Origin of the sequence: Moorena producens 3L (assembly GCF_000211815.1) — a bacterium.
In the GTDB taxonomy this organism is placed as follows: domain Bacteria; phylum Cyanobacteriota; class Cyanobacteriia; order Cyanobacteriales; family Coleofasciculaceae; genus Moorena; species Moorena producens.
In genome coordinates this window covers 150,882-175,877 of sequence record NZ_GL890973.1, presented here as the reverse complement: position 1 = coordinate 175,877, position 24,996 = coordinate 150,882, and the positions used below count along the sequence as shown (strand labels likewise).

The 24,996-nt window shown below is 43.7% G+C and carries 24 protein-coding genes and 1 pseudogene; 14 read left to right on the top strand and 11 right to left on the bottom strand.

Annotated elements, in window-relative coordinates:
* Positions 1-15: 15 nt before the first annotated feature.
* From LYNGBM3L_RS32450 to LYNGBM3L_RS50050, 3 genes and pseudogenes are all read right to left on the bottom strand, one after another.
* The gene (locus LYNGBM3L_RS32450; protein WP_008191417.1) at positions 16-903 is read right to left on the bottom strand and encodes an AEC family transporter; all 888 of its coding nucleotides are present in this window, start codon (positions 901-903) and stop codon (positions 16-18) included.
* A 118-nt stretch (positions 904-1,021) separates the two neighbouring features.
* Entirely contained in the window at positions 1,022-3,286 is a 2,265-nt protein-coding gene (locus LYNGBM3L_RS32445; RefSeq protein ID WP_008191415.1) for a transglutaminase TgpA family protein, read from the bottom strand.
* Positions 3,258-3,479, bottom strand: a pseudogene (locus LYNGBM3L_RS50050) (pentapeptide repeat-containing protein); the annotation flags it as partial. The pseudogene LYNGBM3L_RS50050 and the gene LYNGBM3L_RS32445, both read right to left, overlap by 29 nt.
* Here LYNGBM3L_RS50050 and LYNGBM3L_RS48150 point away from each other — a divergent pair.
* Complete coding sequence (locus LYNGBM3L_RS48150; RefSeq protein ID WP_008191413.1) at positions 3,377-3,604, top strand: hypothetical protein; 228 nt, start codon at positions 3,377-3,379, stop codon at positions 3,602-3,604. The pseudogene LYNGBM3L_RS50050 and the gene LYNGBM3L_RS48150 sit on opposite strands and share 103 nt — an antisense overlap.
* 154 nt (positions 3,605-3,758) lie before the next feature.
* On the opposite strand, the gene LYNGBM3L_RS32435 is transcribed toward LYNGBM3L_RS48150, so the two are convergent.
* On the bottom strand, positions 3,759-4,862 hold the full coding sequence (locus tag LYNGBM3L_RS32435; protein WP_008191411.1) for a hypothetical protein: 1,104 nt from the start codon (positions 4,860-4,862) through the stop codon (positions 3,759-3,761).
* Positions 4,855-6,018, bottom strand: a complete 1,164-nt coding sequence (gene hetZ, locus LYNGBM3L_RS32430; protein ID WP_044495770.1) for a heterocyst differentiation protein HetZ — start codon at positions 6,016-6,018, stop codon at positions 4,855-4,857. The genes LYNGBM3L_RS32435 and hetZ overlap by 8 nt, the downstream gene beginning before the upstream one ends.
* 101 nt (positions 6,019-6,119) lie before the next feature.
* On the opposite strand from hetZ, the gene LYNGBM3L_RS32425 reads away from it, so the two are divergent.
* Positions 6,120-6,605, top strand: coding sequence for a hypothetical protein (locus LYNGBM3L_RS32425; RefSeq protein WP_044495767.1), 486 nt, complete (start codon positions 6,120-6,122; stop codon positions 6,603-6,605).
* Positions 6,606-6,932: 327 nt separating this feature from the next.
* The gene (locus LYNGBM3L_RS32420) at positions 6,933-8,933 is read left to right on the top strand and encodes a glycoside hydrolase family 10-like protein (protein ID WP_044495731.1); all 2,001 of its coding nucleotides are present in this window, start codon (positions 6,933-6,935) and stop codon (positions 8,931-8,933) included.
* Positions 8,934-8,976: 43 nt separating this feature from the next.
* On the opposite strand, the gene LYNGBM3L_RS32415 is transcribed toward LYNGBM3L_RS32420, so the two are convergent.
* The 3 genes from LYNGBM3L_RS32415 to LYNGBM3L_RS42360 form a co-directional block, all read right to left on the bottom strand.
* Positions 8,977-9,942, bottom strand: coding sequence for an Rpn family recombination-promoting nuclease/putative transposase (locus LYNGBM3L_RS32415; RefSeq protein WP_008191400.1), 966 nt, complete (start codon positions 9,940-9,942; stop codon positions 8,977-8,979).
* A 76-nt stretch (positions 9,943-10,018) separates the two neighbouring features.
* On the bottom strand, positions 10,019-11,023 hold the full coding sequence (locus LYNGBM3L_RS32410) for a PD-(D/E)XK nuclease family transposase (RefSeq protein ID WP_008191398.1): 1,005 nt from the start codon (positions 11,021-11,023) through the stop codon (positions 10,019-10,021).
* A gap of 307 nt (positions 11,024-11,330) precedes the next feature.
* Entirely contained in the window at positions 11,331-11,528 is a 198-nt protein-coding gene (locus tag LYNGBM3L_RS42360) for a hypothetical protein (protein WP_131826841.1), read from the bottom strand.
* Between the two features lie 180 nt (positions 11,529-11,708).
* Here LYNGBM3L_RS42360 and LYNGBM3L_RS32405 point away from each other — a divergent pair, with 180 nt between their 5' ends.
* Entirely contained in the window at positions 11,709-13,421 is a 1,713-nt protein-coding gene (locus LYNGBM3L_RS32405; protein ID WP_008191396.1) for a dynamin family protein, read from the top strand.
* 24 nt (positions 13,422-13,445) lie between these two features.
* On the opposite strand, the gene LYNGBM3L_RS44780 is transcribed toward LYNGBM3L_RS32405, so the two are convergent.
* Positions 13,446-13,586 carry a hypothetical protein gene (locus LYNGBM3L_RS44780; protein ID WP_154659988.1) on the bottom strand — a complete coding sequence of 47 codons (141 nt, stop codon included), beginning with the start codon at positions 13,584-13,586 and terminating at the stop codon, positions 13,446-13,448.
* Between the two features lie 682 nt (positions 13,587-14,268).
* On the opposite strand from LYNGBM3L_RS44780, the gene LYNGBM3L_RS44775 reads away from it, so the two are divergent.
* Positions 14,269-14,442, top strand: coding sequence for a hypothetical protein (locus tag LYNGBM3L_RS44775; RefSeq protein WP_008191390.1), 174 nt, complete (start codon positions 14,269-14,271; stop codon positions 14,440-14,442).
* 115 nt (positions 14,443-14,557) lie between these two features.
* Here LYNGBM3L_RS44775 and LYNGBM3L_RS32400 read toward each other — a convergent pair whose 3' ends face one another.
* On the bottom strand, positions 14,558-14,992 hold the full coding sequence (locus tag LYNGBM3L_RS32400) for an SRPBCC domain-containing protein (protein WP_008191388.1): 435 nt from the start codon (positions 14,990-14,992) through the stop codon (positions 14,558-14,560).
* 163 nt (positions 14,993-15,155) lie between these two features.
* Here LYNGBM3L_RS32400 and LYNGBM3L_RS32395 point away from each other — a divergent pair, with 163 nt between their 5' ends.
* From LYNGBM3L_RS32395 to LYNGBM3L_RS32375, 5 genes are all read left to right on the top strand, one after another.
* Positions 15,156-15,791, top strand: a complete 636-nt coding sequence (locus LYNGBM3L_RS32395) for a DUF4129 domain-containing protein (protein ID WP_008191386.1) — start codon at positions 15,156-15,158, stop codon at positions 15,789-15,791.
* 41 nt (positions 15,792-15,832) lie between these two features.
* Positions 15,833-16,951 (top strand): DUF4350 domain-containing protein, encoded by a 1,119-nt coding sequence (locus LYNGBM3L_RS32390; RefSeq protein ID WP_008191383.1) that lies wholly within the window; start codon positions 15,833-15,835, stop codon positions 16,949-16,951.
* A 135-nt stretch (positions 16,952-17,086) separates the two neighbouring features.
* Complete coding sequence (locus tag LYNGBM3L_RS32385; protein ID WP_008191379.1) at positions 17,087-18,037, top strand: AAA family ATPase; 951 nt, start codon at positions 17,087-17,089, stop codon at positions 18,035-18,037.
* Positions 18,038-18,068: 31 nt separating this feature from the next.
* Entirely contained in the window at positions 18,069-19,475 is a 1,407-nt protein-coding gene (locus tag LYNGBM3L_RS32380) for a DUF58 domain-containing protein (protein WP_008191377.1), read from the top strand.
* A 143-nt stretch (positions 19,476-19,618) separates the two neighbouring features.
* Positions 19,619-20,989, top strand: coding sequence for a zinc ribbon domain-containing protein (locus LYNGBM3L_RS32375; RefSeq protein ID WP_008191375.1), 1,371 nt, complete (start codon positions 19,619-19,621; stop codon positions 20,987-20,989).
* A gap of 32 nt (positions 20,990-21,021) precedes the next feature.
* Here LYNGBM3L_RS32375 and LYNGBM3L_RS32370 read toward each other — a convergent pair whose 3' ends face one another.
* Positions 21,022-21,984: a stage II sporulation protein M gene (locus LYNGBM3L_RS32370; RefSeq protein WP_008191372.1), complete on the bottom strand. Its 963-nt coding sequence runs from the start codon at positions 21,982-21,984 to the stop codon at positions 21,022-21,024.
* A 79-nt stretch (positions 21,985-22,063) separates the two neighbouring features.
* Here LYNGBM3L_RS32370 and LYNGBM3L_RS32365 point away from each other — a divergent pair, with 79 nt between their 5' ends.
* The 4 genes from LYNGBM3L_RS32365 (at position 22,064) to gmk (ending at position 24,823) form a co-directional block, all read left to right on the top strand.
* Entirely contained in the window at positions 22,064-22,972 is a 909-nt protein-coding gene (locus LYNGBM3L_RS32365) for a hypothetical protein (RefSeq protein ID WP_008191370.1), read from the top strand.
* On the top strand, positions 22,960-23,772 hold the full coding sequence (locus LYNGBM3L_RS32360) for an RDD family protein (protein ID WP_008191368.1): 813 nt from the start codon (positions 22,960-22,962) through the stop codon (positions 23,770-23,772). The genes LYNGBM3L_RS32365 and LYNGBM3L_RS32360 overlap by 13 nt, the downstream gene beginning before the upstream one ends.
* Positions 23,773-23,977: 205 nt before the next feature.
* Entirely contained in the window at positions 23,978-24,244 is a 267-nt protein-coding gene (gene remA / locus LYNGBM3L_RS32355) for an extracellular matrix/biofilm regulator RemA (RefSeq protein ID WP_008191366.1), read from the top strand.
* A gap of 24 nt (positions 24,245-24,268) precedes the next feature.
* Positions 24,269-24,823 carry a guanylate kinase gene (gmk, locus tag LYNGBM3L_RS32350; protein ID WP_008191364.1) on the top strand — a complete coding sequence of 185 codons (555 nt, stop codon included), beginning with the start codon at positions 24,269-24,271 and terminating at the stop codon, positions 24,821-24,823.
* The last annotated feature ends 173 nt before the right edge of the window (positions 24,824-24,996 follow it).

Below are 24,996 nucleotides of genomic sequence, written 5' to 3'. Positions count from 1 at the left end.
ATGGATAAATACTAACTAAGTAGTGGCCCACAAAACTAGGGGAAGAGAAAGGAAACTCACTAAGGTAGACAAAACCACTGTCCGTGCTACTACCGGAGCATCTCCCCCAAACTCAGTGACCAAGACTACCGTACTAATTGCTACAGGCATGGCACTTTGTAACACCAACACCTGTAAATTTAATCCCTCCAGTCCCAATGCTTGACCAACGGTATGGGCAATTAGGGGAGCTACCAACAAACGCAAGCTAGTCGCAAGCACCTCATACCGTCCTATTACCAAACGGGTGCGGGACAATTGTATCCCCAACACAATTAAATCGATAGGGATTGCTGCCATACCCAACTGGTGAATACCCTTATCTAGCCCTAAAGGCAGTTTTAAGCGCAATAAACGCCAGGTTAATCCTGCCAGCATTGCCCAGAGTAGCGGTAGTTTTAGGGTTAAGCGCACTCCAGAACTAATGCTACCCCCTTTAAGTAAAGCGGGACAAATAGCAAACATCAACAAGGCAGCTGTGATCATGTAAACTATAGCGCGTTCTAAACCCGGTGTACCAAAGGCAAAGGAATTGAGAGGAAGCCCGAGGTTTCCAGCATTGGGAAAAATAGCAGCAACCATAAAGCTTTTTTGGACAACTGCTGGTAATTTCAACAGTTTGCCTAACCCCCAACTCAGTAGGTAAAGCAACACAGCGGTAATGATCAAGCCAGCAACTAAACCAGTGGTGCTTTCGGTAGACAGTGTTGTCCGATACAAGCTGTCTGCTATCAACGCTGGTACCAGAATATAAAGAGATAGCTGAGAAAGAGTTTGCTTGTCCAGAGATAACGTGCGACCAGCAATAAATCCAATCAGGATAATTAAACCGACCGAAACGACAGCAGGTAGAAGAACAGTCATTAGATAAATACTGAGATGAACCCCATTAAAGCAAAAGTCTTTTTATTAACCGTTTAGTGTTGACCGTTGACTGTTGACCTTCAAGCAACCTTTAACATTCAACATTCAACCTTAAACCTTAAACCTTAAACCTATTTTTGCTAAACTGCTTCAGTCGCCGCCGCAGTTGTTTAATATTAGGTCTGTGACCTCCATAACGCCAACGGATATAAGCATGGGAAATCTGCTCAATGACCTCAGCGGATGCTTGAGGCTGGTCTTGACTTATACAGCTAGCGTACTCTAGGGGAGTTTGAGTCGGATGTTTGACATACCCTTTGGTTGCTAAAATCTTGATCATTTGCTGGTAAATCTGTTCCATTGGTGGCAATGTTGCCAACCAGAAACGATAGCGCCAGTTTTTCCACTGATGCCAACCTAGCCAGCTCAGAAAACCAAATGCGATCGCTAATATCAAGCCGCTCAACATACCTAACCAACCACTAGATACCATCTTCCACAATCCAACAAATATTCGGATAATGGTACCAATGGTGAAATGCCATAGGTTGCTCAGTAAACCAGTGATTGGTGAGGGGAGCCAACCTGCTACCCACTGCCAAAACTGCCGCAAGACACTAAAGGTTTGATATTGCTCGACGGAGGGGGGCAGCAATTCATGACCTGGGATGGGGTCAAAGGCAAACCAACCGTATTGAGGGAAATAAACCTCAGTCATGGCATAGGCATCAGTATTGCGGACGATGTAAAACCCGGTAAAGGGGTTAAATTCGCCAGTGCCAAATCCAGCCACTAATCGGGCTGGGATGCCTATGGAACGGAGCATAATCGTGAGGGTGGTGGAAAAGTGGTCGGGATAACCACCTTGATACTTGAAGAGAAAGGCTTCCACCAAATCTTGATTTTCTTCTAAAAAAGGGAATTGTGAGGGGTCTTGGGGGAGGCGATAACGCTGCTTAACCGCCTGGGCTAGATACAAGGCTTTTTCATAGGAAGAAGTAAGAGGTTTTTCTGAAGTGGCTAGGAGTTCTTCAGTACGTTGCCTGACCCTCACAGCAATTTGAGCAGGAATATCCAAATAGTAGTTTTGAATCGACTTGGGGTAGTTATCCCCAGCTTGCTGCAACTTAGTGCGATCGCGAAATGGAACTTCTGATATTACGGTATAGGTCAGTCCTTCTACTAAACCTAAAGGCGATCGCAAACTGCCTTCTGCTCCAATACCTATTTCCCGCGACGGAAAGAACAATTCGTTAGGATAGGCCAAAGCGGGAATCAGATTCGGCAATTCTGATACAGCTGTATAGGTTTGAATTACCTTTTTGGTTTGACCTGTGATCAAGGCAGGTAAGAGTTGGAAGCGATAGGACCAGCTTGGTCGAGTTATTTTCTGAACTTGATTATCCCGAGAAATTTCCCAACCCTGACCCGTGTAGTGGTCAAACGCTAGCACTCGCCAAAATCCCGGTGCTTGAGAACGCACCCGCATCACTACCTTAGGTTTGAGTTCTCCCCGCAGATTCTGGTTAATCTTGCTATTAAAGCCATAGTAAAATGTCTCATCCAACTCACCAGAACCCGTAGCGTTTTGAGAGTCACCACTACCATTTTCCCCTTGCTGTTTCCCTTCACTTACATAGCCAGGGTTAACAATTAACCTATTTTGTGAATCAAATCTCCGGTTTGCCATTTCCCCAGGAGCACTGACGGGATACATCTGGATTTGATAACCAGGGAAACGAGGCATCAGAGCAAAAATCGTTAACCCTAGCGCCATAATTACCCCGATGAATAAAATGAGACGCTTTAGGGGTATGGGTGAGGAGTGTGGATTAAACCAATATAATTTTTTACCTTTTTTTTCCGTAGATATACCCAAGCGTGACTGGTAATCCAGGACAAGAACCGGTAATGCGATCGCTAAAAATACTAACAACAGAGGGGCAAACGCCAGAGTCTGACTCACAGTACCAGCGACCCCCAACAGGATTAGCCCAATTACCATCGAATAGCCTAAATCCTTGCGGCGCGGCAAGTCAAAGCTATGGAGAATTTGCAGCTGAACTAACAACTGAGCCAGAGCCAAGCGGGTATCATTGAGCTGACTGAATACATTGCCCAAAAAGGCTCCCAATGCCAGCAACATCCCCAATGCCAGCAAGAATTTCAGAGCAATGTTACGTTGGCGACGACGATACCAACTCCAGGTTGCTCCCACAATACTTAAGGGTACTGCCCAAAGACTCCAGAAGGTAGATGCGGCGACATCAACAGCCACAATTCCTACTACTACCAGTGCCTGTACCAACACCCTTAACGAAATCGACTCCTCTGTAGGAGGCAATGGCTTCGCCTCAAGACGCTGCCAAAACTGACTCACCATGGTAGATGCGTGATAGGTTATATGTCAAGCTTGGAATGTTAAAGGTTGGAATGTTAAAGGTTGGAATGTTAAAGGTTGGAATGTTAAAGGTTGGAATGTTGTTGGAATGTTGAAGGTTGGAATGTTGAAGGTTGGAATGTTGAAGGTTGGAATGTTGAAGGTTGGAATGTTGAAGGTTGGAATGTTGAAGGTTGGAATGTTGAAGGTTGGAATGTTGAAGGTTGGAATGTTGAAGGTTATAACCTGCAACCTATTCACCTGCAACCTGTTAACCTATTCACCTGCAACCTGTTAACCTATTCACCTGCAACCTGTTAACCTATTCACCTGCAACCTGTTAACCTATTCACCTGCAACCTATTCACCTATTCACCTATTCACCTGCAACCTGTTAACCTGTTAAGCTGCAACCTGCAACCTGTTAACCTGCAACCTATTCACCTATTCACCTGTTAACCTGCAAGTATTCTGACTAATTTGTCGGGCAGATTGCAAAGGTCAAAGGTTTCTGTTCTCCATGATGGAAGCGAATCTCGATAGAACAAATCTGATTCGGTTGTAAATCATAGGATTCTACACTCAGGTAACCTGGATAGGTACGTTCTGCTTTTGCGGAGGCTTGAGGTGTACCTAGAGTTAAGCTACCACCTCTAGGCAAACGAGTGCTGACCCGTAGCTGAGACACACCATCTTCTTGATGATATTCGGCTCGCAGAGTCACTAAACCAGCACTAGTCTCCCACTGGCGCTCCACAGGAGTTTGATTTGGTGAAACTGGAATGGTCAGGGTGGTAAGAATTTCCTTAGCTGCTAACAGAGCTAAGACCATCTTTTGGTCATTGTTAGCTTCTTCGTAAGGTAGGGATGGCAGTAGTTGTTCTGTAGAACGGGCACTTCCCATCAAGATGGTGCCACTCCAGGAGTTAAGGGCATAGAATTCGTCAGGAAACAGCTTTTGAACTGCCCTAACCAGTTTAGCCCCTAGCTGATACTGGGAAGACACTGCCTCAGAGCAGGCTTCTAGCAATTGAGATAAAACGTTTTCTGGTATGGCAGTTGGTAAAGCCAAGTTAGACAACTGTGGCATCCAAAACCTAACTCCGGAAACCCAAGACTCTGCTATTGCGTCAACAATATCAGTTTCATAGTCAGACATTTCTGTCTCCCAAGGAAACAGAGGTGGGTTAAGTTCAATTTGAGCTTGTAGTTTGCGCTTCAATAGCGTCTGGAAACGATTTTGCACGGTTGACATCTCTCCCAAGTTGTAGCGGCGGATTTCACCGCCTAGTGTAAGGTCATCATGGGTGATCGATTCTAGTGAATCCACCCACATGCGGTCTAAAACCGCTTCGCCATTGTGATTAGGGACAATGTTCAAGTTTTCCAAGTCCAGTGATTCTGATAAATCCAGGGGATATACATCAAAGTCAAAATCCGCTGCTGTTGTCTCACCCAGAGGTACAGTATCGTTTACTTGACCGTTTGATGGTATTGAAGCAGCGGGACGGGACTCTTTTAGCCAAGCCATTAAGCGGCTATAGAAAGCGTCCATATTGTTATCTATGTCACTATTCATCTTTAGATCTACCGGATCCGGATACTGAACTATTACGAATATCCCAGGCAATTTCGAGCAACTTAAACCATCGCTTCTGTGCCTGGTTTAGTGTACAACCCAAGGTCTTAGAAATTTCTTCATTGGAGTAACCTTGTTGTTTGAGTTTAAGTAATTCTGACTGTTGGGAGCTCAGTTTTTGTTGAAATCGTTGCCATTCTTTTGGTGTTAGCCCCAGATTTCGATCCAAATCTGCTCCCAGCCACTGATGTACCAATTCCCAGCGGTGAGACAGAGCAAACCGAATCAGATGATACTTAAACCGTTGTTGTAAATAGTCCCGCTGTCTGGGATTGATGCCTAAAATCTCCTCAATTTCCCTGGTTGGCAGGTCTTTCAGCCGCAGAGTAAAGTAATTTGCACAATCATGTTGCTGGCGTTCTTCGAGATAGGCAAATAATTCTTTGATTACAGTTTCCCGCAGGCTGGAGTCTAGGGGTTCAGAGTCTGATAACACCATTGCTTCCCGCACCTGCTGGATCGCCGCATCATTCCAAGTCGCATCTGACTCCTGTGCTGCTCCTTCCGCTGCTGTATCCATATCCACAGAGGTTTCTGGAGGTTGCTGTTGGGAAAAGGTTTGAGCACGTAGAATGACCAACTGTTGGGAACGGCGACCGGGTAAAGGAATACGTCGTTTACCATAGCGCTCTGTAAACGCCATATATTCTGATAGTTCCAGGAGACTGCGGGGACGATAGGTTTCCTCCAGGGAGGTTTCCCGCCGAAAGGCATTTAAGGCTTCGGCATAGAATCCCTGTAAGAAATCTTCAATCATATTCAGCCGCGCCTGGTAACTGGTCGGCGTTTGATGGGGTGTAATGTAGCGGTAGATAATCGCACTAAGAGTACTCTGTAGTTCTACCCTTCCTTGGAGCGACCCCAGTTTGTAGTAATGACAAACTTGCTTGAGACGATGGTTAGCGAGGTTTTGAGCCCAGCTGTCCACATCCCCAGAGTTTTGAATCCGATTACTTTCATTGCAAATACGATTAACTTCATCAGCGATACGTCTTGCTACGTCCTGGCAGTTTTGCTTAGAAGCACGAGTGGACTGCCGGAGTTCGTTATACAGCAGTTCAAATAGTCCTTCCACGCCCAGGCAGACTTCCCTCATCATGATTTTCATTCAATAACGACCCTAACATACACGTACTCTCGACAAATTTGATTTAGGTTTAGACTATGTGCAGCCAAATTCCTCACCCTATAGCTCCTATGGAATTAGACGAACAAATTAACAATTTGATTGATAATGCCCCACAAGATGGAACGACGCCTCAATCGATTGAAGCGATCGCTCCAGTACTCAAACTTCTGGCGGAACAACTAAACCATCTGGAATATTACATTCTCCAAAATCTTGACCAAGGTTGGGTGTTGACTACACTGAGTAATCGTGCTAACCCTGACCTGGAGAAAAATGTTATTTATGCTTTTCCGACTGTTCAAGATGCTGCCAATTTTCATTCTGATTGGGATCCTCAACTTATGGCGTGCGGGGTGCCAGTCACTCACATTTTGTTTCAGATGTTGGCAATCGACACCGTCACTAGTACTGTTTTCTTTGATACACCTGGTAATTTAGCGGTTGGTTCAGAGGTCTCTCGAGAGGACCTACGAAATTTAATACAAGCTCAACTACAGCAAATCCGGTCAGCACCCAAGTCAGATTCTAACAATCAACCTCCTGACATTGCTTAAGTATGGCTTCACCAAAGCAGGGGATGACTGGATGAGGGGATGACTGGATGAGGGGATGACTGGATGAGGGGATAAGACACGGAAGACTATTGAATCACGCATTATTACCATCACCCCTGATCACTTCATTACTGATCCGGTCTCATCTAGGCACTTTTGATGCATGATCATGCATCAATATAGTTCTTTCGTGCCATCACGACCTCTGGCCATCTCCCCATCGGTGAATTTACTATCTGTAAACGCAACTTGGTATTAATTTGCCACTTGCTATAATAGTGCGGCTAAAATTGCGGTTAAGCCCCCAATATGCCTAGCAATAAAACTATGGTAGCTTCTTTTACTGGCTTCCCTGATACGGAAAATCACTGGGCAAAGCCATTTATTGAAGGTTTAGCCAATCAGGGAATGATTAGCGGTTTCCCTGATGGCAGATTCCGACCTAATCTACCCATGAATCGATCTCAGTTTGCTGCCATATTAAAAAACGCTTTTTCCCAACCCGAAAAACAACGATCTGCTCCGAAGTTTATTGATGTATCACAGAAACACTGGGCTTTGGAGGCGATTCAATATGCTTACGAAACTGGCTTTATGTCGGGTTATCCTGGTAATCGCTTCCGCCCAGACACTAATCTGGTTCGAGTGGAAGCCTTGGTAGCGATCGCAGCTGGCTTGAACCTTCCCTTGAGTGAGATATCGGATGTACAGATAGAGCTACCCCAACTCTATCAAGATGTGGATAAAATTCCTGGTTATGCCCGAGACAGGATAGCCACCGCTACGGATGCTAACATAATTGTCAATTATCCCAATCCCAAGCGACTGCGACCCACTCAAGTGGCAACTCGTGCTGATGTGGCAGCGTTTATCTATCAAGCTTTGGCGTATTTGGGTCAGGTGCCAGACCTAAACTCAAAATACACGGTTGCTTTCCAAACCACTAGGGAGGTTAGCCATCAGCGAGAGTTTCGGGGAGTTTGGGTTGCCAGTGTCTGGAACATTGACTGGCCCTCTGAAAAGGGTCTAGCTGTAGAAAAACAGCAAGAGGAACTGATCGAGATTATTGACCGGATTGAGGAACTTAACCTCAATGCTATGTTTTTCCAGGTACGACCGACGGGAGATGCGTTATATGCCTCAGAATTAGAACCTTGGAGTGAATGGCTAACAGGTACCCAAGGGCAAGCACCAGAACCGTTTTACGACCCGCTGGAGTTTGCGATCGCAGAATGTCACAAACGCAATATTGAACTACACGCCTGGTTTAACCCGTTCCGCGCTGCAACAGGATCACAAGTTTCCGCAAAAGTCAAGCCTCACATCAGCGTTACCCATTCAAACTATGTGTATCAACACGGTAAACAATTGTGGATGGATCCAGGAGTAAAAACAGTTCAGGACTGGACTTATAACGTGATTCTGGATGTAGTGGGTCGTTATGATGTCGATGGGATTCATCTGGATGACTATTTCTATCCTTATCCTATCAAAGATCAAGATTTTCCTGATCAAAAAACCTATGAAGCTGATCAGGAAGCTGGGGGTGAACTGAGTTTGGGGGATTGGCGCAGGGACAATGTGAATAAGATGGTTGAGCGTCTCTACACTGGCATTAAAGCTACTAAGCCAAAAGTTAAATTTGGGATTAGTCCCTTTGGAATTTATCGTCCTGGACAACCTCCTCAAATTAAGGGATTAGATCAATATGAAGCTATCTATGCTGACCCGAAAAAATGGTTAGAAGAAGGCTGGGTCGATTATATTGCTCCTCAACTTTACTGGCGCATTGAGCCTCCTGCCCAAAGTTATCCGGTTTTACTGCAATGGTGGACAGAAAATAATCCTAAAAATCGACACATTTATTCTGGGAATAGACTCAGTAAGTTAGATGGAGAAGAGTGGCCGATTTCTGAGTATGAAGAACAAGTTGAAATTAGCCGCGATCTAGTGTCTCAACTCTCCCTAGGGAATATTTTCTATAGCATGAAAGTATTCACAGAAAATCGTTTAGAGGTGGTTGACCAGTTGAAAAGCTCTATTTATTCTGAACCTGCTGTTGTTCCTACTATGGAGTGGTTAAAGACTGAGCCACCTAAGACACCAGGTAATGTCAGAGCAAGAGATGGTAAGCTAATTTGGCAGAAAGTTTGTGATGGAGAGATTTGTTATTGGACTCTTTATCGACAACAAGATGGGGTTTGGAGGTTGTACAAAATTCTGAATTCAGCCACGCTAGAGATAGCGCTAGAGTCGGGAATCTATGCCTTGTCAGCAGTGGATAGGATTGGGAACGAAAGTTTAGGAGTTGTGGTATCGTTGGGTTAAAGGTTGTTCGCCCTTGGCATCCCTATTAGGGTAGGTTCAATGGTTAAGGCAGATGTTGGCTAAACTCATCTAAAGAATTAGCTGTTAATGCCGTTGTCATTAAGGTGTCCAGTTGTTGGATATTTAAGCCTTGTATTGTTTCAGATATCTTTGAAGGAATCGTTCCAAATCGTAGTTGGAGTATTCGCTCCAAGTTAGCACGACGTTCTTGTTGAATGCCTTCTAATATCCCCTCTTCTCTACCCTGTTTTATGCCCTCTTCTCTACCCCTTAATTCTCCGACTGCCTCTGCCCCTTCCAGCATACTAATTTCATACCGTTTATCTTCCAGATATTTCTGATAGGCTGCCTTTTCTGTATTCGGTAGATTCTCAATCCTCAGGTTTTCTTTGGCTTGGGCTAATCCCCTGGCTTGGAATTCCTCCCTGATTTCACTATTTTTCAGGAAATATATCCATTCATCCAAACTGTTTCTAGTCACATCATTAAACTGTTTGACTCTCAAGATGTAATATTCCGGAAATATCTGGTACACCTGCTCAATTTTGAACAACTCCTTCTGGAGATTTGATGGCTCTAGTCTATCCTGGATATGACGTCCGATAAAATCTAATTTCCCCTCATATATGTAATCTTGTCCTTGGCCGAGGGGAAAGTAAACTATATTAATGGAGTAGACTTTTTTGACTTTACTATAAGGCTCTCCTTTATCCAGATATTCGGTAATCAGAGTCGAAACTCCAAATAACATCCGCTGAAAGTAATCATTTTCCGAACTATTTTGCACTTCCACCAGCAATAACTCTCCAGCACTATTGAGAGCTAGAATATCCACCCGGTTGAGTTTATTGTCTTGTGTCCCTCGATTACTTTCGCTTTCTAATATCGATTCAATGGTAATCACTTCCCCGAGTAATTCGCTGATAAAGCCTTCGAGGACAACATAATTAGCTTTATCCCGCAGTTGTTTTTTGATCGCCCAGTCAAAGCGTATGTGTGTTGCTGCCATGATTAGTCTTGCTATCTACAAGCACTATGCCATCTCGACTTAATCTCTTTTAGACTTCTAGTTTAACACCTGGCCATTAATTCGGCAGATGTTGGCTAAACTCATCTAAAGAACGAGCTGTTAATGCCGTTGCCATCAAGTTGTCCACTTGTTGGATATCTAAGCCTTGTATTGTTTCAGATATCTCTGAAGGAATCGTTCCAAATCTTAGTTGGAGTATTCGCTCCAAGCTAGCACGACGTTCTTGTTGAATGCCCTGTTCTATGCCCTGTTCTATGCCCTGTTTTATTCCCTGTTTTATGCCCTGTTCTCTACCCTGTTTTATGCCCTCTTCTCTACCCCTTAATTCTCCGACTGCCTCTGCCCCTTCCAGCATACTAATTTCATACCGTTTATCTTCCAGATATTTCTGATAGGCTGCCTTTTCTGTATTCGGGAGATTCTCAATCCTCAGGTTTTCTTTGGCTTGGGCTAATCCCCTGGCTTGGAAGTCTTCCTTGATTTCACTATTTTTTAGGAAATATATCCATTCATCCAAACTGTTTCTGGTCACATCATTAAACTGTTTGACTCTCAAGATGTAATATTCGGGAAATATCTGGTACACCTGCTCAATTTTGAACAACTCCTTCTGGAGATTTGATGGCTCTAGTCTATCCTGGATATGACGTCCGATAAAATCTAATTTTCCCTCATATATGTAATCTTCTCCTTGGCCGAGGGGAAAGTAAACTATATTAATGGAGTAGACCTTTTTGACTTTACTATAAGGCTCTCCTTTATCCAGATATTCGGTAATCAGAGTCGAAACTCCAAATAACATCCGCTGAAAGTAATCATTTTCCGAACTATTTTGCACCTCCACCAGCAATAACTCTCCCGCACTATTGAGAGCTAGAATATCCACCCGGTTGAGTTTATTGTCTTGTGTCCCTCGATTACTTTCGCTTTCTAATATCGATTCAATGGTAATCACTTCCCCGAGTAATTCGCTGATAAAGCCTTCGAGGACAACATAATTAGCTTTATCTCGCAGTTGTTTTTTGATCGCCCAGTCAAAGCGTATGTGTGTTGCTGCCATGATTAGTCTTGCTATCTACAAGCACTATGCCATCTCGACTTAATTTGATTATACTGGATCAGTGGCTCAGTCCTGAGCAATGGTCTTTAGACAAACCTAGCCAAGAGGGATTAAACTGAAACAATAAGCAATAAGCGAATTTTATCCATTTGAGTTGGTTACCGTGAGAGAGATTTTAAAGGTTATTCTTCCTCAACTGCGTCAGCACTTCGAGAAAATTTACAACGATATGAGGGGATTCGGGTCTCGTCAACATTGGGACTCTACCCCCCGATTCATAATGCGATGTTCCGTTCGCGAACGCAAACTAGAATCGAGTGAAATAATATTCAGGGGTAATCCCTGATGGCTGAGTCTTGTTAAGATGCCATGTTCCGTTCGCGAACGCAAACCAGAGTCGAGTGAAATATGTTGACGGCTGACGGCTGAGTCTTGTTAAGATGCGATGTTCCGTTCGCGAACGGAACAAGGAACAGCTTCGCGATCGCATTAGACAAATGACCAATGACTACTGATTAATGACTAATCAAGGGATGATCCCTGACAGCTGAGAGCTGAATGTTTACCTGATCAGTGTTTTTGGCGATATCCTTTTAAAAAAACTATAATCAATCTACCATAGCTAGAAAATTGACTAATTATTTGGTCCTAATTTAGGATAGTATAATCTAGGGGAGTAAGATTAATGAACAATCAAATTATTGATCAAGTATTGTACAACCACAAACTTTATATTGATGACCTATTACAAGATTTGCATAAATTTGTTATTCAAATCAATAAACCGGAATTACAGTCAAAAATAAGGACGATACAAAAAAATAGTAATGAACCGTTTTTGTTAGTTATTGTTGGAGAAGTAAAAGCCGGAAAAAGTAGCTTTATTAATGCCATAATTCAAGAAAAAATTTGTCAAACTGATGTTGAGCCATGTACGGATGTTATTCAAAAAATTGTTTATTCAGAGGAGCAGTTTGAAAAAGAAATTAGCCCAACGTTACGAAAAATTGGTTTACCCATTGATATCTTGAAAACTTTATCAATTGTCGATACTCCTGGAACGAATACGATTCTGGAAAACCACCAAGAGATTACTGAAAACTATATTCCTAACAGTGATTTAGTGTTTTTTGTCTTCTTCGCTAAGAATCCCTATCATAAAACAGCTTGGGAACTCCTGGATTATGTTAGTGAGCAATGGCGTAAAAAAGTAGTCTTTATACTTCAACAGTCTGATTTAACTAAACCAGAAGAATTAAGCCGAAATACTCAGAGAGTTAAAGACTATGCTAGTCAACGACATATTGAGTCTCCTATAGTTTTTGCGACATCAGCGGAATTAGAAAACAATGGGAATGAGGAGGGGAGTGGGTTTAGGGAAGTGAGAGGATTTATTAATGATATGGTTACCGGTGGGGAGACTTACAAAATTAAACTTAAATCAATTAGCGATCGCACTCAAAACGTGATTGATGAATTAGAGCATGAATTAAAATCTATCCAACGGCAACTAGAGCTGGATAAATCATCAGTAGAACGAATCAAAACTAAACTAGCTGTCGGTGAAAAAAAGTCTCAAGATGACATTACTAAACTGGTGGATAAGTTGGCTGCCAACTATGATCTAGTTGCTGAGCAAATAAAATCTGATTTTAGCGCTGGTTTCACCTTTCCTAAACTAATCAATAAGTCCGTTGTTGGTACCGTTAAGAAAAATGCCTCAATCCAAGCCTGGATCGATCAGATCAAGGCTAAGTATGAACCAGAGCTACAGCTCTCGTTAGAAGAAACCTTAAAAGAGGGGACACTCCATTTTTTAGGGGATATTAAAAACCTAATTGATTCGTTAATACAAGATTTGGAGACTATCCAGAATTATTCCAGTAATAGCAATCTATCTATCCGAGTTATGGAGCGCCGTCATGAGGTGTTTGAAGACGTTAAGCAAAAAGCGTCTAAGCTCCTTGAAGATGCTGAGTTTATCAATTCCTTAAAATCAAACGCTAGTGGAGTCGCTACCAATATATTAGGTGGAGCGGCAGTAACAGTAATTGCTGGCCTATTTATGGCGATAACGGAAATAGTAATATTGGATCTTATCGGTGCTGCGTTTGCCGGAGTTGGAATTTTAGTCTCCGGGGGAGCGCTTTATCTGAAAAGAAGAATGATAATTAGCAAGATTGGCAAAAAATTAGAGAGTGATAAAACTAAGTTGATATCTGATATTCATCAGCAACTTACCTTAAAGTGTACTCTGATTTATGAAGAAATTAAAAGAGTATTTGGAGATTTAGACGATTATGTTGAAAAAGAAGAAGAAGGACTAGAACCAATCCTTAAGGACTATAGAACAATCCAGAGCAAGGCTAGAGATTTATTAGTGATTAGTAATGATTAATGGTTATTGGCCGTAACTATTGGGTTATGGCCGATGAATCTGTTCACTATTGCTGGCACAATCATAGTTGTTGAGGCCAACATCTAGAGTACTCATGCCCTGAATAGCTTTAACTGGTAGCTGTATTGCTAGCTTTACTGGTAACTGTACTGATCTCTCAATCAATCCCAAAATCTACTAAACATCACGGGGGAGCACTGTGGCTGTGGTAGTTCTAGCAACTTTAGCTATAGAAAGGCTATCAAATGTGATAGTATAACCTTGAGTGAAAAATTGGGTAGTTTCAGGGGTGAGGTCTATACGCCTCTAGCTTTAGATACGGGGTTAGTCTGACCCCTCACTTAAAAGAATTGAGCTTTTAAAGTATTGAGCGATTCGGCGTTTTATTTCTTTTATTTATGTTATAATGCTATGGCTGGCCTACCACAGGTGAAAATTCGTCGGTATCACCAATTAATCTACGACGTAAAGCGATGGTAGTAGCAAGGGAGCGAAAAACCCTTAAAACGCATGGACTCGACAGAGTACCGACCAAAGCGCCAAAGTTAGTTTTTTTAGTGAAAGGTAGGGCGGGGCACGCCCAAACCCTGGATGACTTATTCCAGTACGCTTGTGGAGATCAGACCGCTGGGTACACTTGCTCAAACTAGATAATACGTTTGTACACGGTTATTCGGTGCGAGGAACGGCAAAACCCTTGTGTATTAAAGTCAGTTCGTCGAAGCAAGAATCCCCCGGCATAAGCGCCGTGGGGAGTGTCAATGTAAGCCTAACTTGGTCAACTTAGACCAGACTTAGCTATATAATAAGGTATTTTTGACTCTAACTCAGGAGTCCCAGGAGGGATATGAGCAGCACAGATAGCAATAAAGACAAGGAACTCCAATTCACTGCTAAAGGAACTGGATCCTCTGGATACATCGATAGGAAACAGCTGAGCGTAAAGCCATTACCCCAAAATCGTCCTATTGCTACAAATGTTAGTGAAGGGACAGATGAACTAATGGGCTATCTTGACTAAGGGATTACTTGTCTGGTAAACCAGTGCTTCCGGGTGTGGTTAAGTCGTTAGTGTCTACAGTGTCATCTTTAACACTTCACCCGGATTAAGCGTGTGCTAGCGCCATACTAACGTTCTAAAACCCCTCAGCATAACGCTTCAACTCCCATGCCATTCGTTTAATACCTCGTAACTCATCCTCTCGGATAAACGGTAGAAACACCCGAGACAATATACCGGAATAAGAGTGTTTGTGGACGTATTTGGTACGACCCACTCCTATTTCTTGCAAATCAAATACACATTCACTACGAAAGCCAGGGATAGAAGACACCCAACTTAGACACACACCAGGCTGAAGTTGTGTCACCAATGGCTCAAATTCTGTCTCTTCTTCATTGGGAAGCCGTCGCAGCGACAGAAAGACTTCTTTCCCCTGCTCAAACCGTAAAGTTGAGTCACAATCAAACAGAAATGTGTTCCAGTACTTCCACTGCTGTTTATGGAACAAAATTTGCCAAACCTTCTGCCTTGGGACATTGATCTCAATGTCAGTATAGAGACTTGTCATGTTAGTAAATAGCAGTTTTACCGGCTTCAAGTACTGTTATTTTAGATTATGGTAAATGGGAAAGCATAGAAGGGTGGACTACACACAATAATAACACGGATGCACGGATGACTTAATCCATGCCCTAAATCCGCTGTTTGATATTATTAGTTATCAGTATCTTATGTCTACTGGTTCCTTTGAAAAAAACAGTTTGGATTGGCAGTTGCAGCTGCTGCAACGACAATTCGGGGAGTGGTGGGAGCTGACAATGTCTCAGGTGCCTCTTGACCAACCCCAAAGCTCACTGCCATCTTGGTTACTGTCTCCTATACTAGGCCAGGGGATTAGGATAACGTTTTGGTTACTTGTGGCTGTAATCCTAAGCTGGCTAGGGGTGCGACTGATCAGAGCATTACATCCTTATATTATTTCTTATTACCAACAACTTACTCAAGCTGCAAACAGAGTGACAAAACGACCAGTTCGAGAATTATCAGTGGTCAATTGGTGGGAGCGATCGCAAAACTATCAGCAGCAGGCTAACTACAGGGAAGCCTGTCGTTGCTTGTATATGGGGATGTTGCAGCAATTACACGATACTGGCATTGCCCCTCGCCATCCTAGTCGCACGGATGGAGAATATCTACAACTCATCCAGCAATTACCGCAACCTAAACCATACCAAATCTTACTGATCACCCACCAGCAGTTGTGTTTTAGTAACGCCGAAGTCTCTAGTCAGGTTTTTGAACGGTGCAAGGAGGCTTATCAACAGATGAAGGTTGTTCGCGTAGCGTGGCCGAAAGGCCAAGGATAAAGTATGTTCGCGTAGCGTGGGTGAAAGGCCAAGGATGAAGGATGAAATTTCCTAAGCGTCGGTTAGGGGTAATTAGTGCGATCGCAATCGTGGTACTAATGATGATTACCCTGGTAGCTGCTCCAGCTAATAATAAAATCAATAGCGGTTCTACTTACAGCCGCGCTCCCTATGGCTATGGCGCTTGGTACGCTTACATGGCAAAACGGGGAACTCCTGTACAGCGTTGGCAAAAACCCTTTGAGGATTTAGCGAATCAGACGGATGCTCAAGGCTCGGTTACCTTATTGCGTGTCACTAGTTGGTTGACAGTAGATGCTATTTATGGTAAAGAGCGAGAATGGATTAAACAGGGCAATAGGATGGTGATTTTGGGAGTCAAGCAGCCGGTTACTGACGCTGCTTTTAGTACTCTCCAAGAGGCTTCCACGGGAAAGGTTAAGGTTAACACCAGGCGGCGATACAAGGGTAATCAGGGGAAGAAAATTTTAAGCGATCGCTTTGGTGCTGTGGTTTGGGAAAAGCCTATTGGTGATGGTAGAGTTATCTTTGCCACTACATCGGATCTGGCTGCCAATGCCTATCAGGACTTTCCGGCTAACTATGAATTATTAGCCCAACTGGTTACTCCCTTGAAAGCAGAGGGGAATTTAACTAAGCAAAATCCCGTTTGGGTGGATGAATACCTCCACGGTTACAAAGATGTAGATGTGATCAAGCGAGAGGTAGGTGAGACTCTATTCAGTTATTTAGCGAAAACCCCTCTGTTGCCAGCCTTTATCCAAGGATTAATCATTCTTCTGGTTGCCATCTGGGCTCTGAATCGCCGCTTTGGACAACCATTGACCTTATCTGAACCAGTGGTGGATAACAGCGAAGCCTACATCCGAGCATTAGCAGGTGTTTTGCAAAAAGCAGGCAGCAGTGAGTTTGTGTTGGAAGTTGTGGGAAAAGACGAACAACTGCAACTGCAAAAAGCACTGGGATTAGGACAGACTCTGCTTGAGGATCAAGCTCTAATTGATGCTTGGGTTGAGCAAACTGGACGTCCAGCTACAGAACTGAAACAATTGCTGGAAATTCAATCTAGTAAACGTCGTATTAGGGAGTCAGACTTACTAAAATGGTTGGGAAAATGGCAGCAAATTCGTGTTGATTGATGGGATTATCAGAACTGCCCGATTGTGTAAACTACCGCATACCAAGCTAACTAATCCCAACCCCAATCAACCAGAGTTTGCCCATGCTATTGTGGTACCACGAAAACTGTCCCACAGGATAGCGAATCAACCCAAATGAGCAATGATATCCCTGTCTTGAACCGCCTCAAGCAAACCCTTGGCAAAATAATTGTCGGTCAATCCACCCTAGTCGAACAGTTACTCGTAGCGTTGCTTAGTGGTGGACATGTCATTATTGAGGGGGTACCAGGAACCGGTAAAACCTTGCTTGTCAAAGTTTTAGCAAGGCTAATCCAAGCCGAATTTCGGCGGATTCAGTTAACCCCAGATATTCTACCATCGGATATTTTAGGAACCAATATCTTTGACCTGAATACCCGCAACTTTACCCTCAAAAAGGGACCAGTCTTTACTGAGATTTTGCTAGCTGATGAAATTAACCGCACCCCACCCAAAACCCAAGCAGCGCTGCTAGAGGCAATGGAAGAGCAGCAAGTCACCTTGGACGGGGAAACATTGCCCCTATCTGAATTGTTTTGGGTGATTGCTACCCAAAACTCTCTAGAATTTGAAGGCACCTATCCCCTACCAGAAGCTCAGTTAGACCGATTTTTATTCAAGCTGGTAGTGGATTACCCAGATGCAGCGGCAGAAAAGCAAATGTTGCTCAATACTCAGAAAGGATTTCGTGGACGCCGTTTGGATTTAGAACGTCTGAAACCTCTAGCAACTGTAGAACAAATTTTGAGTGCTCGTCAAGAGGTTAAAGCTGTCCAAGTAGACGAGAAGGTGCTGGATTATTTGCTAGCCTTAGTTCAGCAAACCAGGCAAAATCCTGATTTAGCCTTGGGAGCATCCCCGAGAGCTGCTGTAGCTTGGTTACAAACCAGTAAAGCCCAAGCTGTGTTATCAGGACGGGATTATGTGACACCGGATGATGTAAAAGCGATCGCACTCCCTCTACTCCGTCACCGTCTGATTCTGAAACCAGAGGTGCAGTTAGATGGGTTACAGATCGATAGCGTAATAGCTTCATTACTCAAGCAAGTTCCAGTGCCTAGGTGAGTGGCTCAGCACTCAGCACTCAAAAAAAATTATGATTCCCTCACAACGAACCTATTTACTGTTAATACTAGGTATTGCGATCGCATTATTACTCGCTACTGTTTTTAATCAGCAAATCAGTCTAATTAGTACTCTTGTCTTTGATGGAATTGTCCTTGGTATAGCCTTATGGGATGGAAAACGGGTCAAACCTAACCGAGTCAAGGTAACCCGCACCCCTTTACAACGGTTATCCATTGGGCGAGATAATCCGATCGTGCTGTCAGTGGAATCTAGAAATCAGGTTGCTCGAATTCTGATTAAGGACTACTATCCATTAGAGTTTGCTGTTTCCACCCCAACCATCACTGCTACCCTTGACCGGAATAGTAACAAGGAACTAACCTATACGGTTCACCCAGCCAAGCGAGGTCAGTTTCACTGGGGAGATATTCACGTGCGCCAGTTGAGTCCTTGGGGCTTGGTGTGGCATGATTGGAAAATCCCAGGGAGTCAGAACGTAGCAGTTTATCCAGACTTAGTTAGTTTGCGATCGCTTTCTATTCGCCTGACCCTGGAAAATACTGGTACCATCGGCCGTTCCCGACGCTTGGGTGGTGGCACAGAATTTGCTGAACTGCGGGACTATGGCATTGGTGATGACACTCGCCTGATTGATTGGAAAGCCACCGCTCGCCGCTCTCGCCCTTTAGTAAGGGTGCTGGAACCGGAAAAAGAGCAGACTTTAATTATATTACTGGACCGGGGACGGTTGATGACTGCACAGGTACTTCAACTGAAGCGGTTTGATTGGGGATTGAATAGTACTCTAGCCCTAGCATTAGCTGGGTTACATCGGGGCGATCGCGTGGGCGTGGGTGTCTTCGATCGAGACATAACGACCTGGATTCCACCAGAACGGGGTCAACATCAACTATCGAAACTCATAGAACGCCTCACTCCGATTCAGCCAGTGTTATTAGAACCGGACTATTTTGGTGCTGTATCAAAACTCGTGAATCAGCAAACTCGTCGTGCTTTAGTCGTACTGATTACAGACATCGTGGATGTTACTGCTTCCGCTGAATTGCTAGCAGCCCTAGAACGCCTCACCCCTCGCTACTTACCGTTTTGTGTCACCCTTCGAGACCCCCTTGTTGACCAATTGGCGCACACTCCGCCTAATACAGCTGAGTTAGAGAAAATTCCTAGTGAAGACCAGCTTTGGCACAGGGAATACCAGGCCCAGGGGAGAAATAGCATTAGTGTTGATCTCAACCCTGACCCGGGGCAAGCCGCTTATACCCGTGCTGTGGCTCTGGATTTAATTGCCCAGCGCCAAGTTGCCTTTGCCCGGTTGAAGCAAAAAGGAGTTTTGGTCTTGGATGCACCAGCGAATCAGATTAGTCAGCAACTGGTTGAGAGCTACTTACGAGTTAAAGCTCGGAATCTACTTTGAACAAACATGCGACGCATTCCCCCACCTGGCCGTAGGCCACGCTGCGCGAACGCTCAGGTGGGGGTCAAGGAGCATTGATAAGTCGATTGCCATCTTATCTTTTGTAGGTTAAAATATTAACTATAGGAGATTTTATTAAACCAGTGAAAACGCCAACTAAAGTTATACGAACTGACAAGTGGCAACTTAGTCCGACCCCCGATCAAAAACTACTATTAGGGGAAACGGTTAAAGTATATCGCCGCGCTTGTCGGTATTTGGTTGGTATTATTTATACTCATTGGTCTGAGCTTGGCAATTTAACAGCAGATCAATTAACTCCTGCTGTTGAGCGGCTAATGCACCAAACAGCCAAGCGACCTGACATAAAATATCCCCAGTTCAATAAGACTTTTTATAAGTTTCCTAGTTACTACCGTCGAGCAGCAATTGCATTTGCAGCTGGGCAGGTTAGTAGCTATGTAACTCGATACCGCGAATGGCAATCTGGTAGTCGAAAAAGAAGAGATAGTAAGCCACCAAGATTAAATGCTGATACTGGCTGCTATCCAGCTTTGTACAAAGGACAGTGTTACAAGCTGCATGGTTTCGACCAAGTAGAAATCAAAGTTTTTGATGGCCAAAACTGGGTCTGGACTATGGTTCAAATCACCGGTTTAAGAGAGCGCCACCAGGTGACTACAAACAAAATGATGTCTCCGTCGTTGATTTTCAATGATAGGTGCTGCCATCTGTCTGTTCCATTCACTTGTAAGCCAGAAAAACGCAAACCAGAGGCTAATGTTACTGCGGTAGATTTAGGTATAAACACTACTGCTACCGTAGCAGTCGTAACCCATGACGGCACTGTAATCCATCGTGATTTTCTTCACCTTGGAAGAGACATAGACCGCAGGGATAAACGACTAAAGTCCGTATCAAAAAGAGCATCAAAAACGATGGGCAGAGGAGGAAAACTGCATAAAGGGTTTTGCTCCAAGACTTATCAAAAGTGCCAAAGAATTAATAATCAAATTAGCCATGTTGTCTCCAAGCGGATTGTAGAGATTGCTGAAAAGTTTAATTCTGTTCGCGTAGCGTGGCCTACGGCCTTAGCAATTGTCTTTGAGAATCTTTTGGGGTGGAAGCCAAGAGGTGGGAAAAAGCGCTCTAATTTAAGGCAAAGATTCCACGGATGGCTCAAAGCAAAAATTCGCAGCTTCACGGAAATGAAATGGGCTGAATTAGGTGGCAGAGTAATAGAGGTTGTTGCTGCCTATACTTCAAAGTTGGCTTTTGATGGCTCTGGTACGGTCAAACGAAATTCCCAACAATACTCCAAGGCAACCTTCCCTTCAGGTAAGCGGTTTAATGCAGATTTAAACGGTGCTTACAACATCGGTGCTAGAGGTGTGCTTAAACTCGTTCGTAGAAATAGCAACGAGGGTCGTTCCAGCAAAAGCTCTGGACGACCGCCTAGAAGCTGGGCGTGCTTGTGTGACCTGTGGACTAGGGGTAGTTCCAGGTTAGCATAGGACACCACCACCTCGTTCAGGTGGTGGAAGCTTCATGTATCCTCAAGTTTCTGACTACTACAATATATAACCAAAAGGGTAAACAGTCCGATTCCAACCAAATACTTGAGGAATGATGGCACTAAGGGACTGGGAGATAAAAACCCTTCAATAATACCAGCAATAATCAACATCGGCACAATCCCAAACATCAACTGAGCCGCTTGGGAGCCATAAAATTTCAATGCATCTACCCGGCGATATTGGCCTGGAAACAGAATTGCTCTAGCGATGAGTAAACCAGCTCCACCAGCAAAGAAGATAGCGGGTAATTCCAGGGAACCATGGGGAAACACAAATGCCCAGAAGGGATAAGCTAAGTTATTTTGACCCACTAAGGTTCCAATGGCACCAATCAGTATTCCGTTGAATGCCATGATATATAGGGTAAAGGCACCGCAGGTAATCCCACCAGCCACTGCCCGAAAGCATACCGATATATTGTTAATCATAATGCCACTGGAGGCTAAGGGTTTCATGCCCAAAATCGAACCCATCCACAATTCCTGGCGATCGCGTACTTGTTCAATTAACTGTTCCGGAACCACCAGGGAGATAAACACTGGATCTTGCCAAGCCAACCACCAGGCAATTAAGGCTCCGAGCAGAAACACTGCGGTTGCGATCGCAATATAACTCCACGTCTGTTGCACTACAGCAGGGAAACCCCACCGACAAAACTCCCCTAAGCCTTGCCAGTCTTGACGGCGAGAACCTTGATAAACCTGGTTATAGCCCCGAGAGGTGAGTCGTTGTAAATCCTTGACCAGGGTATGGCCTACTTGGTTAGTTCTAGCACGGGCTAAATCCGCTGAGACGGAGCGATACAAACTAGCGAGTTCCTTGATTTGGGATGCTGGCAAAGACTTGATTCCTCGTTTCTCCACTTGTTGCAGGAGAGTATCCAACTGTTTCCAATTTGCTTCCCGCCGCCCAATCCAACGTTTAATATTCATAAAGTTTCCGTGTAATTTTCCTAAACCTCCCTTAAGATAGCGTTAAAACTTGTCTTGCCATCAATAGCCCCATCGACCCATGTCTTATGAGCCTAGTCCCAACCAATCTTTAGGACCACTCAGTATTGGTAATGTCGTTAATGTCGGTTTGCGGATCTACCGCGACAATTTTAAGTTATATTATCGTCTAGCTTTTATCGGTTATCTATGGCTATTAGTTCCCATATATGGCTGGGCTAAGTTTTGTGCCATGTTTGGGCTAATTTCACGTCTAGCCTTTAGGGAAATCATTGAACGTCCAGAAACAGTGAATGAGGCTCGCCGCCATGTCAATGCTCGGATGTGGAGTTTTCTCAGAGCAGGCATCCTAGTATCCTTGATAACGTTTGGAGCAGCAATCCTAGTATCCTTGATAACTTGGGTGGCAATAATGGTAATTATTGTTCTTCTTAGTATCTTGATCGGAGTCCTTGCTTCAATTTCTGGGAATAGCAGTACTATTTTAGATAGTCTCGATACTCTCCCTGAGAATAGTGTTGCTATGCTTATCATAGGATTTCTGGTTTTGAGTATTTTTATGATTGCTTTTTTATTTGGATTTATCTGGTTTATATCTCGGTTGTTGATTTATGAAATAACCCTGGCTATAGAAAATTCTATCGGTGCCAGGGCAGCCATTGGTCGCAGCTGGAAATTAACTCAGGGATTTATATTACGTATTCAAGGGATAGTAGTTGTTGGATTTTTAATATCACTACCAATTTCGATTGCTGTACAGATAGCTACATTCATCATACAAACTCTATTATCTCTTTTGTTTCCTCAAGAATCAGCAATTTTTATCTGGCTTTATTTAGTGCTAGTTTTTGGGTTGAGCTTTGCTAGTGGTGCCTTGTTGGTTCCTTTCTGGCAAGCGATTAAATCAGTGATATACTACGATCTATGTAGTCGTAAAGAAGGCATAGATTTACAGCTATGGGGAAGCTAAGCTCAACACCGATTAATTTTTTTAATCGAGTCACTATACAAACCCCAGAAAGTGTTGAATTAGAATTAACCTTAGCAGGGATTGGCAGTCGAGCTTATGCCTTGCTAATTGATTATATTGTCTTAGGATTAATTTTATTAGTATTTCTAATTGCTTGGGGCTTTTTATCTTCCCAACTGCTGGACTTATTAGACTATTTTTTTGGTATTAATGATTTAGGGTTGTGGCTATTAGCCATTTATCTATTTATTACTTTCTCGATTTACGTGGGTTATTTCGTTTTGTTTGAAACCCTATGGCAGGGACAAACACCAGGTAAGCGCTATGGTAAAATTCGTGTCATTCGTGATGATGCTAGACCAGTGAGACTACAGCAAGCTACCCTACGTGCTTTGCTGAGACCTGTTGATGATTTATGGTTCCTGGGAGTATTTTTAATTATCTTTAGCAAGGGAGAGAAACGCTTGGGAGATTGGTTAGCAGGAACCCTGGTAGTCCAAGAAGAGCAGCCTATGGCTTCTGCTAGCTTCGAGATCTCCGATCAGGCTCAAGCCTTAGCCAATCAGCTCCAAACCCAGGCAGATTTCTCCCCCTTGCAGCCAGAAGACTTTGCTATGATTCGAGAGTATTTGCAGCGGCGGGAGGCAATGACATTTCAGGCAAAAGCGAAGTTAAGCCGACAACTGGCTGATCAGGTCAAAGACATGATTGCCTTGGAAAAGGTACCGTCAGTTGTCACGGCTAACTTGTTTCTGGAGGCTGTGTACCTTGCCTATCAGCAGTTATCATCCCAGGATTAGTGACCCACGCACCCTTGCTCCAGCTTGAGCCATGGGTTGGTTATCTGGGAACAAAATACCCTATGCACTCAAGAGTTAAGACGGATGATTCCCTAAAATCTGGTAAAAAACCGGATTTTAGGCTTGTAAGGCTAAATTAATGTCGCTACTATTGTACTTGAATACTTATACTAGCTTCTCATCCGGCTTTTGCCGTTAGTTGCTCATGGACATTCAGCTGATTAATATTGGTTTTGGTAACATTGTTTCAGCAAACCGAGTTGTAGCAATTGTTTCTCCAGAGTCTGCTCCTATCAAGCGGATCATTACTGAGGCAAAAGAGCGTGGATATCTCATTGATGCAACCTACGGGCGTCGCACCAGAGCGGTAATTGTGACCGATTCCAGCCATGTCATCCTCTCGGCAATTCAGCCAGAAACTGTTGCCCATCGCTTCGTTATCAATAAAGATAGTCACAATGGTAACCATTAAGCTTGAAGCTTAACTAGACTCAACATGGAAGCAGGGAGACTCATTGTATTGACTGGTCCTTCTGGTGTTGGTAAAGGAACCTTGCTGCGCCAGCTCCTGAAGCGACACCCGGAACTTGAGCTTTTGGTTTCAGCAACCACCAGGCAACCACGTCCTGGGGAGGTGCATGGGAAACACTATTACTTTGTCACTCGTGACCAGTTTGAAGAAATGATCATAGGGGATGAGCTTTTAGAGTGGGCTGAGTACGCTGGTAATTACTACGGTACACCTAGTTTGCCAGTCAAGCAGCTTCTTGAGAAGGGTAGGTCAGTTATTTTAGAAATAGAATTGGTTGGGGCAAGGAAAATCAACAAAACCTTTCCCTCTGCCCTGCGTATTTTTGTACTACCCCCAAGTCTAGATGAATTAGAGCAGCGGATTCGCTTGAGGGGTAAGGATAGTGAAGAAGTAATCGCCCAACGCCTTTCTATTGCCAAAGCCGAAATTGAAGCTGCTGATGAATTTGATGTGACTATTGTTAATCAAGACTTCAAAGAAGCCCTACAAAGGTTGGAAGCAGCTATCAAACCATCTTAAAACTAAGTATTACACACAAAGGTAATTACACACACACAAAGGTAATATTATATCTGGTAGCTTCGTTATTGATCCTGGTATCGATAACTGGTTGAGATCTGTCAGGTTAGAATCCCCTGTGGGTGAGCCTCCGGAGAGTTCAACGAGTAGAGATAACACCTAGTACAGATAAC